The organism is Vibrio neptunius (genome assembly GCA_019339365.1).
Taxonomy (GTDB): domain Bacteria; phylum Pseudomonadota; class Gammaproteobacteria; order Enterobacterales; family Vibrionaceae; genus Vibrio; species Vibrio neptunius.
On sequence record CP079859.1, the window covers coordinates 2215985 to 2231488 of the forward strand.

Here is a 15504-nt window from a genome sequence, read left to right on the forward strand (position 1 = left end):
AGCACCACCAACAACCACCAGGGTGATTGGTTGCCTCCGAGCTGGATGCCACCGCCGGTGAACCCCATGTTGTGGGTGCTGTTTCCGGAGGTGCCCGACATCGCCGGGCCTGACGCCCCGCCTTGCAGGCTTCCACCGCCCGTGAGTGAGGTTAACGAACCCAGCATCACCGGCCTCCTTTAAACAGGTACAGCAACACGGCGATCATGCCGACGAGGAGCATCAATTTGTTGAGGCCTTTGCCGGCACTTAAGCCAAACACACTGCCAACCCCAAAACCGCCCAGCGCCCAAAATACCAGTGGCATACGCGTCTCCTATTTCTTCAACGCCAATACGACGATAAGAGCCAACGCCAACAGGCCAAGCCCACCGCCGACATACCACAACATTGGGTTGACCTTACCTTGGGGGGCTCGCCATTGGCCGAGTGACCACGTTGCCCGCATCATCGATTCTGGGATGATTCGGCTGCTGAGTGGTATTGGGGTTTGAGGATTGGTTGGTGTTATTAAACAACCAATCCGCGTGTTCTCCGACGGAATCGAGCGCACCGGCGCCAAATTCCAGTAAATCATCAAAAAAGCTTTTCATAGGCGCTCCTTAGGCCGCGCCACCGTTCAGCTTCTCTGGTCGCTCGAGTCGCACCGACTCCACCAAAATCGGAATGGAGCCTGGGACGTCTTCTGTCGTCACCGAGAACTTGAGGTTGGAGCTGTGCTGAGTCGGGAACAGTTCGTCAATCGAGAAGCCACGCACAATCGGATCAAAGTGGAAGTACCCCGATTGAGGGGTGCGTTCATTGCGCTTGGCGTTCGCTTCCGAGATAAACCGGTTGGCTTCGAACTCTTTGACGAAGTCGCGCTCAATCTCAAGCTTGGTGATGCCCTCGTGCATAAAGTGCATACGACGAATGCTGATCAGCGGGCTGGCAATCAGGTTGGTGAACTCGTTCACGCCCTGAGCGTTGGCCGGCATGGTTTCGCGTTTCATCAGCGGCACGACCACCCGCATCGCCTGGGCATTGCTCACCCAGGCATGCACCTGAATGGTCAGCTTATCGGCGTCTGCGCGTTTATTGCGGAACTGGATATCGAGGTGGATGTTGTCGCCGAGCTCGGTGACTAAGCCGGTGTAACGCACCCCGTTTTTGGTTCGGGCAACCACATCACTGAAGGGAATGACGTAATGGCCCGCGGTGGCGTCACGGCGTTTATAGCGCTCCAGCATCACCAGCTCTTCGCCGGTTAACACGTAGATTTCTTCCGCATTGAGCGTGATGGAAATCCGCGTCATGTCCTGCGCTTCGGCGTTGGTTTCGAGCACCAGTTCGTGATACGTCGGGCCGTTGGGGATAGGCAAGGTGCCTTTCTGCCCCCAAGCGGCTCCGACCATGGAATTGAGTTTGATTGGTTTCACTGACATAACGCCCCCTTAGAACCAACCGGATTTGCCGAGGTACTTATCTAAGCCGGCCACTTTGTTGTTGACGGCAAAGATAATCGCACCTGCTGTCACTGCCGAGACACCGGCAATGATGGCCATGTTGCGTGCATTGAGTCTCATGCTGACACCCTCTGTGGAATGGATGCCCTGACCTTAGGACGATTTTCGCCACAACGTCAGCCAGTCAAATCTATTAGGCAAGGCGTTGTACCTAATAGGTTATTCCTAACCGTGTTCGATAAATTATCCTTTAATTACCTTTTATCGTGCTCAGGCCAACTAGTATCCGATGTGATGCACAACGCATCCAACGTCTATTTATCGAGGTTATTATGAAAAAACTTATGTTGATGGCTTCACTGTCTGTGTTAGCGCTCCCTGCGTATGCCGATGGCGTTTCACTGGATTACACGATACAAGTGAAGATTGGCAGCGCACCAAGCAAAATTAACCTCGGGCATGTGTATTTGCCTTACACACCCGATTGGCACAGCAGAAATTATCAGGATCTAAAAATTGAGGGCAAAACGTATCGATTCAAAGCCGAATTTGGCACGAATTGTAACTATGGCGCGACCTACTCCATAAGCCCAGATGACACACCCGTCATGACCATCACTCGGACCGATTCAGGGTGCAGCCCGCTTGGTGAATTATCGCCGCTCAACTAACCCGCACGACTAAGCGAGTGCGCATTTCCTCTCTGGTCTATGAGGTACTGCGCCTCTTTGCTTAGCCTCACCTAACGGGCGGGGTAGATTTTTCCCTGTCGATGATTGCCGATGCCGGGCGACTTGAGAATGTAGTCGGCGTACACTCAAGTTGGTGCAGATCACAACGGGCCAGTATTCATCATTGCTCCTACGGGAGTTGCAGATGAGTGTACTGGTAATATAATTCAGTCCTACAAAATTGTACCAGATGGTGCAAACGAAGATGGTTACAAATCTTTTACCTCAATCGCTTTGACAGCCCAAACTGCTGGTAAACAGGTACAGGTTGAGTACGATAACGGGCCCGGTTGCTACGCTTATCGAATCATTATGAGATAAAAGCTCACGCACTGTTTGGATTTATTCTCAATTCTTGCGCTTGATGGTGCATATCAAGCGCACTCCTCAAGTCTCAACCTAAAACTAGCCTAGTTGAAGCAGTCCGCGATCAACAACGACAAAAAGGCCTGAACGACATTCGAACATAAAATCGCGGCATCTTTAGTAACCGCGATTAGACTATTTATCACCTGCCGACATCGATGTTCCTAGTAGCTAGTAATCTTGCGCAGGGGCATCTAAGTCCGTTGTTCAAGCTATAGCGCTCGTCATTATTATACTAGCTATGTACTAGGTGACATACCAATTGCCACTGTCATACTTTTGAACAGCAATCTTTTTTAACCCTCCACATACTTTTTTATAAAACTTTTCTACTACAATTTTGGAATAAAGATAACGAAAGTAATATTTGGCTAGGAAATCGAGTATGAAAATCACCGACAAGTCTCTTGTTGAGCAACAAAAAATATCTGAAACCTCATTGAAACAACGCCTTTCTCTTTTTCGACTGACGGACTCTGACCTTCAAGAAATAAGGAGTCTCAAGACAATGATTAACCGTGAGATAGATGGTTTAGTTGATACTTTTTACTACCACCAAACTCAGATACCCGAAGTTGAGTCGTTGATTGGTGATGCGGGAACATTGCAACGATTAATGATGGCCCAAAGAAAATACGTGATGGATCTATTCTCTAAGGAGATAAATCTTGACTACGTCGAACACAGATTACGGATAGGCTTAGTCCACAAACGAATCGGTGTCGACCCTCAACTCTACCTTTCTGCAGTGAACTATCTAAAAGAAACTGTCTTTTTTACTATTTGCAAAAATATCGACGACAAGCAAAATGCCGATAGGTTGTGTACAATAATCAATCGTCTAATGGACTTTGATGTATCCTATGTGTTTGATACTTATATCCGAAGCATGATGCATGAGATTGAATTCGAAAAGAATAAGTACTTTGATTACGTTGGTGACCTAGAAAGCTTAGTCGCACGGCGTACTCAAAGCTTAGAGGATATGGTACGCCTTGATCCTCTAACCAACCTTTACAACAAGCGAGCGTTTGAAGAATTGGTTGAGCCAGTATTTCGAGAAGCCAAAACGAGAAATGAGCCACTGACCGTTGTTTATATTGATGTCGATGATTTCAAAAAATTCAATGATACCTATGGTCATGAAGACGGTGATAGTGTTCTGATTGCAGTAGCCGATAGTATTCGTGGAATATCTCGTAGCGTTGATCTTTGTTTTCGCATGGGCGGTGATGAGTTCGCGATCATAATGCCAAGATGTGGGGAGAAAGATGCCAATTTCACTTATGTACCTCGACTCTGGAAGCAATTACACTCCATTAGAAACGACATCTCTCTAAGTATAGGTATGTGTCAAACTGGTCCAAATGACTACATCTCCATTAACTCTGCCTTGTCTAAGGCCGACAAAGATATGTATCTAGATAAACGACAGGATAAAAACAAAGAGAATAAAAGACTGGTGGCCGTAAAAGCGAATAAGTCGACAGGAAAATAGCATGAGCCAGCCGACAAGCTCGTGTTACTCTGGTTGTTGTTCGTTAGCCCCCATTCCACTGTTAGTTATTGGTGCAAGTGCGATAATTCTCAGAAGTACAATGCGTCATCGGTGTATACATTACTGCGTCTACGGATTGATTATTGACCAGTTTATAGAGGGTTAAGATAGCTTGTTTACCCATCTCATAAGGGTTTTGGCCCACGTTTCCGTGGGCGAGATTGTCCTTTAGATAGACCAATTGTTCCTGCGCTGTATCGGCGGTAATGATGATGATTTCTCGGTTCATCATGGCCTGCTTGTGAGGAGTGACGACGTCTTTGTATCTATCCAGGTATTGGCTCCATCCCCCTACTGCCACGATGGCGTTAATTTCACGTTCTTGGTATGAGTTAAGGACATTGTTGAGATCGGCTAAGGCTCGTTCAAATTGGCCGAAATTGTACAGAGGCTCACTAAATTCAGTCCAACCGTTTGCTCCCTTCAAGCGCTCGCCGGGCGGTGTTAAATACTCTTGACCAGACAACGCTGAACGAATCCCCATTATCCTCAGATTTAAATTTGGAGAGTCTGGTCTGCCACTTTGAATGATCAGAGTCCCCCCATTGGGAAGCATTGATTTAAGCTGCTCACCCAGTGCTTTGCCTAAATCAAAATCGTTAGTGCCAATATAAGCCGCTCTTAACGTGGGATTACGTTCCAATACTTCTTGTGAAAAATCCGCATCATACGTAATGATGGGAACCCCCATCTGTTGTGCTTTTTTATACTACGCTGGAGCATATATTCTGATTGAGGAACGGCAATAGCGATACCATCTATCCCCTCATCCAAAAGAGCAGAAATGATTTTGTCCTGCTTACGCACATCAACATTTTTGGGGCCTCGATAAACACACTCCACCTGGTCCAAACCTTTCGCTGCGGCCATGCACCCTTCTTTGCTTGCCTCAAAAAAAGGGTTGTTCTCTTCTTTGGGAACCACTGCAAATCGAAGCTGTTTTGACTCAGATACGCTGAGAGTACTGAATAGCAAGCTGAGAATAGTCACATTCCTTATAAACCCAATCATGTTGGCCCGTTCCTTTGAATGACTAAAAATTTTACCTGTCACTTAAAACTTAGCTCAAAAAGTAAAATTTGGGAGCTTTGTTCCGTGTCATCCATCTCAGTATCAGCAATGTAAATCTATGTAAGCATGACTTTTTGATATTCAATTATTTTGATAAAGTTCACTATTATAACATTCGAGTATGCATGACCCATCACAATGTGAGCAGAGCAAATGCAAACATTTTGGCAACATCTAAAAAAACGGATTTATCTCAAATGAACACTATGAACTTGCCAGACAGTAAAGCAATAGCTTGTGAAGATCATTTAATCATCTGGTTTTGGGAGATCAATATGCAAAAAAAAAGGCATAGAGCATAAAAAAATCATGGCTGAGCTTAAAAAGCTCGGTGATTTATTAGTGAAACTTAGACAACAAAAACCTCATTTTTTACTGCCAAGTTCACGGCTAGAGTTAGTCAAGGACATCATGCAGCATACGTTGTTAATGGGAGATAAATTCTATAAAAAGCACGAGTACTTTGTTTCTGAAATACAACAGCTTATCGACACTCACTACAAAAATCAGTTGTTCTTTGAGTACGTTTAAACCAACAATCGCCGTGGTGATGCCCACCCTACTTGTCCTGACTTTCTCGTTTAATCACTGCACCAATCTTTTTGAGTTATTGGCATGGTCAGTTTTTCGGCCAAAATGATACTCAGCAAAGGTGGCTGACTTATTCAAACACCACCAAACCGAGGTCGAAGCAACGGTATTTAAATGATTGCAGTGAACAACAACTAAGCGGTTTACGCTCCGTTCTGTTTACTGACTCTCAACCTTATCAATATTGTTTAACGAACATGACTCAGTACCCGCTGGTGAAGTTACGACTATTTTCTGAAAACCGACAACTAAATTATACTGAACTGTACCGCTCTTGTAGGTGAGGATGTCTGCACTATTGATCCCTTTGGCTTTGACGTCTTTTTTTTCCTTCCGCGGAAGTGCAAACCATTGTGCAACCTCCCATTTTGCATGTGATATGGGTGATAAATTCAATGTTTGGATTGTTCGCAGCCCATGTTGGAAATACTGCGGCTACTAGCAAGATGCCAAGATACGGTTTCTTCATTTAGGGTCCTAGTTAAAATTCTCTGATTTTCGTTTTCCATCTTTCAACAGACTTTAAAAAAACGTTGGCCAGCGATGTCACAAGTAAAACACACTCTTTGATCAATGATATTTATCTTGATGTTGTGTAAAGACATCCTCTCTCAACTCTTCAATGGCTTGCCATATGTTTTTTGCCAGTTCCGGATTAGTTTCAACAAATTTATGGCTTAAGACCAAGTAGTAATCTTTTGTTGTGATGGCTGGCTGAACTTGCTTTACATCGCTGATCTTCTGTTTGCTCAAAAACTGTTTTGCCATCGTATCTTGGACTGCAATTGCCGACAAGCGCTTTAACTGCAACATATTAAACAACTGCGCTGTTGTTTTTACTTCAAATACTTTTAGTTGCTTTTTCTTTAATTCTCTAACGATCGAAAAACCCAAATGCGCACCAACCTTTTGGTCTAGATCCGCTAAACTTTCTCCGTCCCAATTAAACATATGATCTTGGAGTGTATAGAAGTAGTATCCGATAGTAGCAATACGTTTGCTGCCGTCGGGCTTGTCTCCGTTCATAGGATAGTGAGCATATTGTGCACGCTGGGTATTGTAGGAAAAAATAAACCCACCATCGACGTCTCCATTGCTTATGTCTTGTAGAACCCGTTTCCCTGGTAGGCGAACATATTTTACATCCAGCTCTAACTGTTCTGCGACACGATTGATAACATCCAATGCTATCCCGGGAGGATCAGCGACATCTGTGCCATTTCCCATCTGAAACGGATAAGATTCAACATCTGAATAAGCCAATTTGAGAGTGGTTGTCGCCATTACCTGAAGTGACAATAAACCCATCACGAGTAAGGCTGTCAGTTTGCAAACAAGATGATTCATAGACACTTTACCTTTCAAGCAAGACTAAACAAAGCATAGAGTCTAATCGCATGATTGTCTGATCATTTACGACAATCGCAGACTTTAGGAGCGCGGCTAAAATTGTGAAGACATGTTATTTTGCTACGAGAGTATTCGTAATGAAGCGTTACCTGTCTGCTTCGGCTTGTGTTACCCCGCTTTCACCGTGCGCAGGGGCTGCTTCAAGTATGAACAAATAGAAAGCAATACCACTATCACCCGTTACTTATTTAAAATATGTCGCTTACTGACGATGGTTCTTATCAGCAACTGGGAGCTGGTTGGCTGTATACCGCAGAACGTCCACCTTACTACCAAAGTGAGTTGGCGACGTGATTCATTCAGAATTGCAATGTAACGTTTAGACAAAAAAAAAGGCTCAACGCTGAGCCAATAAACTTTCATAGAAAGAGATCGTAAGGCGTCTTCTGGATATACCCGTCGGACTCATTCACCATAGCTATATCGATGTAGTCAATGAAAGCACTGTTCATTGCCAATGTGAGCTCACCCAAAGTAAAACTGCTTTATGAACATTGTTCCCAAAAAAGATGAGAACTAACCTAAACTTTGAAATTTCGCTACAAAATCTGTTTGCAAACGATGGTATCGTCGGCTAACAAATCAAAATCAACTTGTCGCACAATTGGAAGCCTGCGCCCGTTTCTATCCGGAATCACTTGCAGCATGACGCGCTGGCCAACAAATATATAGGAAAGGAAGGCCGTACTACGATGTGATACAAATTATCCACCGCTAAAATAAAAAGAACCGGCTCACGAGGAGCCGGCCTGCTTACCCGAAACAGCAAACGTAAGGCACTTGGATTATCTCCCAAGGCCCGCTTACAGTAACAAATTCATTTTTTTATGAAAGCCATCACAATACATCTCTGTGAAGCTCGTCCAGCAAAAAGATTGTTTTATAGATATTTGACTACATATATGAGCAAGAGTGATTATTTATATAGAAATAATCATTATGTATTTGTTATTAATCATAATTAAAATTTTTAAAATAAATCTATACATCCATTAAATTCAATCACTTAAATTAAATACCATCAATAACTCGGCAAAAATTAAAATTTAGCACTTGTATGACCAGTTATTGTCGAAACACATCATAATTTGGAAGCCAATCGCTAAAGTTTTTTATCGGTTGGACAAATAGTACTAATACCCTACCCGAACAATGTACCGTTGCGAATCCCGTGCCACATTACGTTACTGAAGAGGTTAATCTTATGTTGCATTTTTATCAGGTGCATATCTGGAATGATCGCATTACTGTTAATACTAGGTTCACCAACCGTTACATAGTGAGGTCAAGATGAAAGTACTAATTCAATACACTCAAACTGGCAAATACCGTGATCAAGCATGGGAAGCATATACATTGAAAGCTAAAGGCGATGTACATGCTGTTACTCCTTCCTACGCTGCACAACTAATAAAACAAAACAAAGCCAACTTATTTACTACGGACGACGCTGATATTGTTATCGAGTCTTGATAAAAAGAAGCTCTCAGCGTTAGTGCAGAGAGCTTCAGACCTACACAAACACATACCTTTCCTTTACTCATGCACCCAAATCAAAGATGGTCCCCATCACTTAAACCACATCCGGGAGGTAACGTACCAGCGCCATTGCACGAATCTGCCCGGTTAATCATCTACACCTATTCATTTTGGGTTACATATAGTGCATATACAGTAAAATTTTTAGTTATAGTGCATTAAAACGCGTACTTAAAGCTCAGGAACTTAATTCTATGCGCCCAGGATGGCTGTTGCGAATTGCTTTTAATGCATCCGGTGGCATTTGTACGTTTGCAAACCAAAAAGGCTTATGCTTGTCAACAAATACGTGACTGCGTTCAAGAGCATCATATATTGAGTAAGCCTGAGCCTGCGCCAGTGCAACACCATAAGGGCTTCTATCCAACATTGGTGTCTCTTCCAAATCTTCTAACAGAGCATTCTTTAAATGTACGTTGGTTGGTGACCAATCTATGAATTCGACCACTTTACGAGTGAGTGACTTTTCCAGACTAATAATGACTTCAGGAAGAATACTCATTGTTGGCTTAATTTCTGTGCACGCGTAATATTCCTCGCGGCGGTTTTTATCTCGATAAAACTGCATTCGCTCAATCAATGCATCCTCGAACATCATTGGAAAATTGTTAACGATGGCAAACTGACTAATTGTGCGTAAAATCCCGATGGCTACCCCCTGCTCTGGCGATTTGACTTCGGCGGCCTCCAAGCGTAATCGAGTCACGTTGGCAGTCAAAATCATATGCTGCCAAAGTTTGGGAGCAATCAATTTAGTAGAGGGCTCATCCCAACGAAGTAAAGGTTTAACCATGAGAATAGGAAACAGAATACGGCTGTTGTCGATACCCAACAGACCTATTGCCATCTTAGTATCAGTGAAACTTCTGATAGTTTTGCCAAGACGAGCACAAAATTTGGGGTTTTTACAAAGCTCGAAAAGATTATTCTTCAATTGATGATCGTTCACAGCTAACACATCAAGTTTGCTGTAGCTAACCGAAGGCGAATATGCAGTGCTTAAAAAATAGGAAAAATCGGGAAAACGTCCAAAGAGTTTCAAAACTTCCAATTCAGAGAGTCGTTCTATCATACTCTTCATAGCTAATCTCGAAATATCTTCAATGACGCTTTCATGTACCTTTTGTCTTTTTTCAGCCGCTTGACGCCTCTCCTTAACTTTGAGTTTCTCGCACTTGAGTAACAAACGCTGATTCTTCATGACACGTTCTTTTTCGTTAAAGATTACCGTGTCGCAAAACTCGCTCTGACGGCTAAGTACAGAATCTACATCAGACTGGTCAAGAACATACTTTAAGCTTACCAACCATTTGGCATAACGTTCTCTCGTAGATACCGCAATGTCGCTCGCAAGCTGGTTAGCCTCTTGATTGTATTTCTTATTAGTGAGTAACAAGGGACAAGCTCGGTACTGGATCCTGAAAACAATAGTAGCACAACGTGACGATCTATTTGTTATTGAACAATAAATAGAAATAATACATAGGCCACTGTATTTTTGAAAAAGTGCCTTGTCGCAAACTAGGGCTTTGTTAGCCTTGTTGACGTCAACGTGCTTTCTTTTTGCCTTTTGAGCGAAAACCTTGATGTGGGAAAATGTTTCTTATTCGTTGTTGTACTTTCTTGGGAACATTCTTCGAAAAAACTAACTTGGAACCAGCACGTTGTTGATAGACTTTTAGCTCGCCATCAAAGGGGGCACGCTCTGCAATATCGAGCACATTATGTCGAAAAGTAGGTGGGAAATGCCCCTTCTCTTTGATGATATGTCCTGACTTAAACTGAACATGCAACGCTGGCCTATCAACCAACACTAGCCAGAATACAACAATGATAGCGACTAAAATCACATAAAGCATATCGGCTCCTTAGTCGAGTAACTTACTCAAATCTTCTTTAAGACTATTGACCGCTTTGCTCGCCTTTTCACTGCGCGACGCTTCAGATAGCAAATATTCAATGGCATCAGACAATGTACAGCCCAATTCGTTAGCACGAGTAGACAGCTTTTCCCAAACTCGATAATCCAAATCGATTGATTTTTTCTTGGTATGAATTTGTTCCGCATTGAAATGGCGTTTACGCTTTGCACGGATAGCTTGTTTGAGCTTGTTGTCCAGCTCAGGTGACATATGATGCTCTATCCACTCTAGTACTTTTGTCGGTTCGTGCTCTAAATGGCGTAACTCATTAACCGCGACCTCTGCTTCACTCGTATCAACATGTCGGGTGATCGCCTCTCCATTCCTCCATTTACTGATGAGATACGTCCACTTCCAACCACATTCTAAATTTTCAAGTTGTTGATATTTCATTTTAAACAGTTCTCGTTTTGTTTGGGTGACAGCGTAACTCAGTGATACTATAGTTACAATCTTTATTGTAGAAAAATCGACCGAGATCATCACATTAAATTCGCTATGTCATACTTAACCGTTTTTCTATATAATTTCTGACCTTTTTCAAGTACATGAATACTGTAAATGATCCAAGAAAGCTGGCGTGCAGTCACTCCACAATACACAAACTATGACGATATAATATCGAGATTTGAACGCCTACCTAATGTGGGGTTTCTCGACGTTCAGCCTCGACTCAAGCAAGCCTTATCAACTTTCGCAGCTATTAGAGGTTTTGCCAGAATTCTCGTCATAAACTCGCCAGATAACGCTTTCTATCGTTCCCAAATTAAGCATAGTTTATCTTTCTTTTCTGACAGTCACGTAATTGCTACAGAAAGTATTAGCGTAAACGAACTGATTGGTAGCTATTCTTGCAACGAATCAGGTGACATTACCGCTCAAAAAGCTGGATTGTTGGCGAAAGCAGATGGTGGTTTTCTGATTGTTTCTGCCAATATGCTACTCGCTAATCCAAGCAGCTGGCCAGTATTCAAATCGGTTTTTTTAGGCCAAGAGATTACTCCAGTCAATACAACGCCACGTAATATTGCTTGCAGTGTTCCTAGCCTAACCTATGACGTTAAACTCGTTGTTGTTGGCGACAGAGACCAAATCGCTGACCTCGAATATATGGATAGTGAACTCTATACAGGTTTAGCGTCTTACACTGAGATTGAACACGACATCACTTTAAGTGAACAATCGTTAGAACTATATTTAGGCTACTTATCATCTCTTCTGAAAGAACACAGCTTACCGACTCTCTCTCGTGGAGCGATCCACAGACTAATGGTAGCAGGAGCTAGATACACTGAAGATCAGCGCTATATGCCGATTGAACCGCTCTGGCACTTAGCTATTTTTCAGGAAGCTTGTCTCTATGCTGATGAACGCATCATTGATGAAGGCGCATTAGACAAAGCATTAGACGCAAAGTATCAACGCGAATCTTATCTGCCCGAGCGCGCATTATCAGATATCTTAGATGGGCAGGTAATCATTGAAACACAAGGTGAATGTGTCGGGCAAGTCAACGGTTTAACCGTCATTGATGTGTCTGGACACCCACTTTCCTATGGTGAACCCGCCCGTATTTCATGTGTCATTCATTTTGGTGATGGCGATATTTCCGATGTGGAACGAAAAGCTGAACTGGGCGGTAATTTGCATGCTAAAGGTATGATGATCATGCAAGCATTTGTTTCAAGCGCTCTGCAACTGGATGAACCACTGCCATATTCGGCCTCAGTCGTATTCGAACAGTCTTATTGTGAAGTTGATGGTGACAGTGCGACACTCGCTGAGTTATGTTCTTTTGTGAGTGCTCTATCTGAGTATCCAATTAACCAACAAATCGCAGTGACTGGTGCCGTTGATCAATTTGGTCGAGTTCAAGCAGTTGGAGGTCTTAATGAAAAAATTGAAGGCTTCTATCGTGTTTGTAAACATCAAGGCTTAACGGGCAAACAAGGCGTTATCCTCCCTAAAACGAATTTAAAACACCTGGCTCTTCATAAAGATGTAGTAGAAAGTATCAAAAATGATGAATTTCATATCTGGTCAGTGGAAACGGTTGATGAAGCAATTCCTATCATCATGGGCAAACCTTTCCGTGGCGATGATGAAACAAGTGTGATCCAGAAGATTGCAGAACGAATTGAAAACTTTGAAAAACATGAACTTCCTCAAGGATTTGTGGAACGTATCAAAAACTGGTTCTCTTAGGACAAAGATTGGTCACATTTAGACTGATCGGAGTTGTTTAGCGTACACGTGTTCACTAACATGCTGCTATCAAAATTTGGAGTAATTGATAATGCAAAACAAACGTGATTCTTATAACCGCGAAGACCTACTTGCCTCAAGTCAAGGCGAGCTATTTGGCCCAGGCTATCCTCAGCTACCAGCGCCAAATATGCTGATGATGGACCGCGTGACTAAGATGTCTGAAACTGAAGGTGATTTCGGTAAAGGTCTGATTCTAGCAGAACTCGATATTACTCCAGATCTATGGTTCTTTGATTGCCACTTCCCTGGAGATCCAGTAATGCCAGGTTGTCTAGGCCTTGATGCAATGTGGCAGCTAGTTGGCTTCTTCCTTGGCTGGGTTGGCGGCAAAGGTAAAGGGCGTGCTCTTGGTGTTGGCGAAGTGAAGTTCACAGGTCAAATTCTACCTACAGCTAAGAAAGTGACATATGAGATTCATATGAAGCGTGTTGTAAATCGAAAACTTGTTATGGGCCTAGCTGACGGTCGTGTACTTGTTGATGGCAAAGAGATCTACGTAGCGAAAGATCTTAAAGTTGGCTTGTTCCAAGACACGTCTGCTTTTTAATTTGAAGACTTTTTGAAAGCGACTCCCTAGAGTCGCTTTTTTTAGTAACAAAATATTTAGTTATAGTGCGTTAAATAATTAAACAAAAGCCCCATTTGTTGGGGCTTGTATGTTCCTTATGTCATATTGAGTCTTTTATTTGTAGAGACCAGAGTGTTTGTCTTCCCTGGCATCGCGCCAACCACCGAGCCAATAAGATCGAGCATCCATCTGCTGGTAAGGACATGAGTCCGTTGAGCGGCCATTTAAGCCTGCTTTGTAGCCTTGAGACTGGGCTCTTTCTAAGCGGTCACGCTTTTGTCTCTTCATAGTGTCGTCCTCATACATAAAGTTTTTCTAACGTACTACTATTAACTTTGTGTGGAGTTTTTATGACTCCACTGTTAAGAATCGATCAAAAAACGCCCTTTCTCAAGGTATAAAAAAGGCACAGATCCAAAAGTGTGAACCTGTGCCCTAGATTAAAATTTAACCTATTTTCTGCGGAACCCTAACAAGCCAAGCAGAGCCAGAGCAAAGAAGCCCAATGAACCACCTTGACGATCAACTTTGTCTTCTTGAGTTACAGGACGAGCTTGGATATCAGACGTCGTTGCACCATTAATAGGAACAAGTTTCACTGCGACGATCTTTTCTGAACCAGTTACACCACCGTTACATTTTGAATCAATCGCAGTAGTGTCATACCCACCAGAACAAAACAAAGCAGTGCCTGATATAACACCAGCATCATTTATATCTGTGGCATCGATAATGCGGAACTGATTGTTAGTCGATGACGTACTGCCATCATTTGTCAGGTCATCGAGATACCAAGCTCTATTATTAAGAGGTGCTTTGGCATTAGAGGTTAGCGGTGCAATAAATGCCCTTTGAGATCTTGGTTTACCGCCGCCACTTTCATGGTGTGTTTGATTGTCTACAGCCCCAACGACCTCATCATTGTTATTGATAGCACCCGCTTTACCACTAGCTCCAGAAAAGAATATGTCACCTGAGAACTCGTTGTAACTGCCATTGGGATTAGCAGGATCTGTGATGTAAAACAGACTGTTAGCATAAGCACCATTTAAAGGTGTGGCATACTTCACTTCGCCTATTGCGATACCATTGGTGTTTACTGAGGTCAAAATAGAGCTAAGGTAGTTGCTTTGATTCTGGAACCGGCTAACAAAGCTGGTTGGTATACTGCTTAAGTTAGTCAAATTAAAAACAGCGGCAACGGGCTTTTCATCGGAATCAGAGTTATAGCCTACTGCATATGTGGTACCCGATACATCAGCCAGATCACGTGCACTACCTTGCGGCATACTGCGCCCATCTTCGCCTACATCTGAAACCCAATTTATAAGATTTAAAGTACTACCGTTCCAAACCGCTCCATAAGAATAATAGTCGTTTGTATTATTGGTGGACTGCTTAGTCACACTACCAACATAGAGAGCGCCAGACTTAGCCCATACTTTGCTCTGATCATAACCAGTCGAATCTAATGATGTGTCTGAATAAGCGAAGGTACGGTTTTTCAAGCTTCCGCCATAATAAGTACCAACCGCATCTCCATTGCCAGTCGCAAAACTGTTAACAATGACATTGTTTTGGGTGCTTTGAACTCGAGAGGAAGCGTTCTCAATATATGCATAGGAGTTGTTTACAGCGGAACTTTCTCGAGCATAGCCATTGGTATACTGATCAGTAGCCCATTCATTACATAATGTGCTGTTGTAACCTAAAAAACTACTACAGTAGCTCGTAAAACCGTCATACCCCTCTTCCAACAAATCATAACCAAACTCGTAGCGAAACGGAGCTTCATCACGATAGTTAAAACCTTCGTAATACAACTTTTCTTCATACGCAATTTTCGATGTCGACTGGTCACAGGCGTTTCCCCAACAATTGGTTGTTTCAGGTTCCACCGCTACACCATAGGTTTTAGCGTTACTGTCAACCACTGGTTGGTAATCATAAACATTGTATATTGCAGCATTTGCTCCAAAAGAAGCCACAACGGCAAATGTTATGGACGACAGTTTAAACATATTACTACTCATTA

The 15504-nt window shown here is 43.0% G+C and carries 13 protein-coding genes and 3 pseudogenes; 6 read left to right on the forward strand and 10 right to left on the reverse strand.

Annotated features, from left to right (window positions below; genetic code table 11):
• Nucleotides 1–166: 166 nt before the first annotated feature.
• From KW548_10590 to KW548_10600, 3 genes and pseudogenes are all read right to left on the reverse strand, one after another.
• Nucleotides 167–307, reverse strand: coding sequence for a hypothetical protein (locus tag KW548_10590; protein ID QXX05657.1), 141 nt, complete (start codon nt 305–307; stop codon nt 167–169).
• A gap of 9 nt (nt 308–316) precedes the next feature.
• Nucleotides 317–593, reverse strand: a pseudogene (locus KW548_10595) (hypothetical protein).
• Nucleotides 594–602: 9 nt separating this feature from the next.
• Nucleotides 603–1424, reverse strand: a complete 822-nt coding sequence (locus KW548_10600; GenBank protein QXX05658.1) for a hypothetical protein — start codon at nt 1422–1424, stop codon at nt 603–605.
• A gap of 353 nt (nt 1425–1777) precedes the next feature.
• On the opposite strand from KW548_10600, the gene KW548_10605 reads away from it, so the two are divergent.
• Entirely contained in the window at nt 1778–2116 is a 339-nt protein-coding gene (locus KW548_10605) for a hypothetical protein (GenBank protein ID QXX05659.1), read from the forward strand.
• A gap of 811 nt (nt 2117–2927) precedes the next feature.
• Nucleotides 2928–4040: a diguanylate cyclase gene (locus tag KW548_10610; GenBank protein QXX05660.1), complete on the forward strand. Its 1113-nt coding sequence runs from the start codon at nt 2928–2930 to the stop codon at nt 4038–4040.
• Nucleotides 4041–4101: 61 nt separating this feature from the next.
• On the opposite strand, the pseudogene KW548_10615 reads toward KW548_10610, so the two are convergent.
• Nucleotides 4102–5111 (reverse strand): annotated as a pseudogene (locus tag KW548_10615) (substrate-binding domain-containing protein).
• Nucleotides 5112–5368: 257 nt separating this feature from the next.
• Here KW548_10615 and KW548_10620 point away from each other — a divergent pair.
• A pseudogene (locus KW548_10620) lies at nt 5369–5702 on the forward strand (hypothetical protein).
• A 630-nt stretch (nt 5703–6332) separates the two neighbouring features.
• On the opposite strand, the gene KW548_10625 reads toward KW548_10620, so the two are convergent.
• Nucleotides 6333–7109 (reverse strand): transporter substrate-binding domain-containing protein, encoded by a 777-nt coding sequence (locus KW548_10625; protein QXX05661.1) that lies wholly within the window; start codon nt 7107–7109, stop codon nt 6333–6335.
• Between the two features lie 1353 nt (nt 7110–8462).
• On the opposite strand from KW548_10625, the gene KW548_10630 reads away from it, so the two are divergent.
• Nucleotides 8463–8645 carry a hypothetical protein gene (locus KW548_10630; GenBank protein QXX05662.1) on the forward strand — a complete coding sequence of 61 codons (183 nt, stop codon included), beginning with the start codon at nt 8463–8465 and terminating at the stop codon, nt 8643–8645.
• Between the two features lie 244 nt (nt 8646–8889).
• Here the strand turns inward: KW548_10630 and KW548_10635 are convergent, their stop codons facing one another.
• The 3 genes from KW548_10635 to matP all read right to left on the reverse strand — a co-directional run bounded on the left by KW548_10635 (nt 8890) and on the right by matP (nt 11026).
• On the reverse strand, nt 8890–10107 hold the full coding sequence (locus KW548_10635) for an HDOD domain-containing protein (GenBank protein ID QXX05663.1): 1218 nt from the start codon (nt 10105–10107) through the stop codon (nt 8890–8892).
• Between the two features lie 151 nt (nt 10108–10258).
• The gene (locus KW548_10640) at nt 10259–10570 is read right to left on the reverse strand and encodes a DUF3634 family protein (GenBank protein ID QXX05664.1); all 312 of its coding nucleotides are present in this window, start codon (nt 10568–10570) and stop codon (nt 10259–10261) included.
• Nucleotides 10571–10579: 9 nt separating this feature from the next.
• Nucleotides 10580–11026, reverse strand: a complete 447-nt coding sequence (gene matP, locus KW548_10645; protein ID QXX05665.1) for a macrodomain Ter protein MatP — start codon at nt 11024–11026, stop codon at nt 10580–10582.
• Nucleotides 11027–11194: 168 nt separating this feature from the next.
• Here matP and KW548_10650 point away from each other — a divergent pair, with 168 nt between their 5' ends.
• Together KW548_10650 and fabA are read left to right on the forward strand one after the other, a co-directional pair.
• Nucleotides 11195–12838 carry a Lon protease family protein gene (locus KW548_10650; protein ID QXX05666.1) on the forward strand — a complete coding sequence of 548 codons (1644 nt, stop codon included), beginning with the start codon at nt 11195–11197 and terminating at the stop codon, nt 12836–12838.
• Nucleotides 12839–12929: 91 nt separating this feature from the next.
• Nucleotides 12930–13448, forward strand: a complete 519-nt coding sequence (gene fabA / locus KW548_10655) for a bifunctional 3-hydroxydecanoyl-ACP dehydratase/trans-2-decenoyl-ACP isomerase (protein ID QXX05667.1) — start codon at nt 12930–12932, stop codon at nt 13446–13448.
• A gap of 135 nt (nt 13449–13583) precedes the next feature.
• Here fabA and rmf read toward each other — a convergent pair whose 3' ends face one another.
• Nucleotides 13584–13757, reverse strand: coding sequence for a ribosome modulation factor (gene rmf, locus KW548_10660; GenBank protein QXX05668.1), 174 nt, complete (start codon nt 13755–13757; stop codon nt 13584–13586).
• Nucleotides 13758–13921: 164 nt separating this feature from the next.
• Nucleotides 13922–15502 carry a DUF3466 family protein gene (locus tag KW548_10665; GenBank protein ID QXX05669.1) on the reverse strand — a complete coding sequence of 527 codons (1581 nt, stop codon included), beginning with the start codon at nt 15500–15502 and terminating at the stop codon, nt 13922–13924.
• Between the last annotated feature and the right edge of the window lie 2 nt (nt 15503–15504).

What these genes read in the sequence shown, in the direction of transcription:
- KW548_10605 (QXX05659.1), top strand. Translation starts at nt 1,778, where the DNA reads ATGAAAAAACTTATGTTGATGGCTTCACTGTCTGTGTTAGCGCTCCCT.
- KW548_10590 (QXX05657.1), bottom strand. Translation starts at nt 307, where the DNA reads ATGCCACTGGTATTTTGGGCGCTGGGCGGTTTTGGGGTTGGCAGTGTG.
- fabA (QXX05667.1), top strand. Translation starts at nt 12,930, where the DNA reads ATGCAAAACAAACGTGATTCTTATAACCGCGAAGACCTACTTGCCTCA.
- KW548_10665 (QXX05669.1), bottom strand. Translation starts at nt 15,502, where the DNA reads ATGAGTAGTAATATGTTTAAACTGTCGTCCATAACATTTGCCGTTGTG.
- KW548_10600 (QXX05658.1), bottom strand. Translation starts at nt 1,424, where the DNA reads ATGTCAGTGAAACCAATCAAACTCAATTCCATGGTCGGAGCCGCTTGG.
- matP (QXX05665.1), bottom strand. Translation starts at nt 11,026, where the DNA reads ATGAAATATCAACAACTTGAAAATTTAGAATGTGGTTGGAAGTGGACG.
- KW548_10640 (QXX05664.1), bottom strand. Translation starts at nt 10,570, where the DNA reads ATGCTTTATGTGATTTTAGTCGCTATCATTGTTGTATTCTGGCTAGTG.
- KW548_10650 (QXX05666.1), top strand. Translation starts at nt 11,195, where the DNA reads ATGATCCAAGAAAGCTGGCGTGCAGTCACTCCACAATACACAAACTAT.
- rmf (QXX05668.1), bottom strand. Translation starts at nt 13,757, where the DNA reads ATGAAGAGACAAAAGCGTGACCGCTTAGAAAGAGCCCAGTCTCAAGGC.
- KW548_10630 (QXX05662.1), top strand. Translation starts at nt 8,463, where the DNA reads ATGAAAGTACTAATTCAATACACTCAAACTGGCAAATACCGTGATCAA.
- KW548_10610 (QXX05660.1), top strand. Translation starts at nt 2,928, where the DNA reads ATGAAAATCACCGACAAGTCTCTTGTTGAGCAACAAAAAATATCTGAA.
- KW548_10625 (QXX05661.1), bottom strand. Translation starts at nt 7,109, where the DNA reads ATGAATCATCTTGTTTGCAAACTGACAGCCTTACTCGTGATGGGTTTA.